Annotated in this window: 1 protein-coding gene; it reads left to right on the forward strand. The window is 60.4% G+C overall.

Annotated features, from left to right (window positions below):
- On the forward strand, nucleotides 1–687 hold a 687-nt coding region (locus E1J53_RS24755; RefSeq protein ID WP_173021624.1), incomplete at both ends, for an SdrD B-like domain-containing protein.

Genomic DNA, 687 nt, shown 5'->3' on the forward strand with positions numbered 1-687 from the left:
CCGGTGACGGTTCCTACTCCTTCGACAACCTGGTACCCGGCGATTACAGCGTACAGTTCGTCCTTCCCGGCGGCTTTGAGTACACGGACCTGAACGAAGGCGGTGACGAAGCGCTGGACAGCGATGCTGACCCCGCGATGAACGGCATGACCGAAACGGTGACGCTGGAGAGCGGAGAGAACAACGACGATCTGGATGCGGGACTCTACCGCCCGGCGAGCCTCGGTGACTTCGTCTTCGAAGACGTAGACGGCGACGGCATCCAGGATGCTGGCGAGCCCGGTATCCCCAATGTGACGGTTAACCTGAAGAATGAAGCTGGCGTGGTGATCGGTATGACGACCACGGACGGCAACGGCTTCTACGAGTTCCCGAACCTTGAGCCCGGTGTTTACAGCGTACAGTTTGTCCTTCCCGGCGGCTATGAGTACACGGACCTGAACGAGGGTGGTGACGAAGCCCTGGACAGCGACGCTGACCCCGCGATGAACGGCATGACCGAGACGGTTACGCTGGAGAGCGGTGATAATAATGATGATCTTGACGCCGGTCTTTACCGTCCTGCGAGCCTGGGCGACTTCGTCTGGCAGGACACGGACGGTGACGGCGTACAGGATGCTGGTGAGCCCGGCATCGAAAACGTGACGGTCAACCTGCTGGATGCCGACGGCAACCAGGTTGCCACGA

It is taken from the genome of Lewinella sp. W8, from assembly GCF_004375085.3.
GTDB lineage: Bacteria > Bacteroidota > Bacteroidia > Chitinophagales > Saprospiraceae > Neolewinella.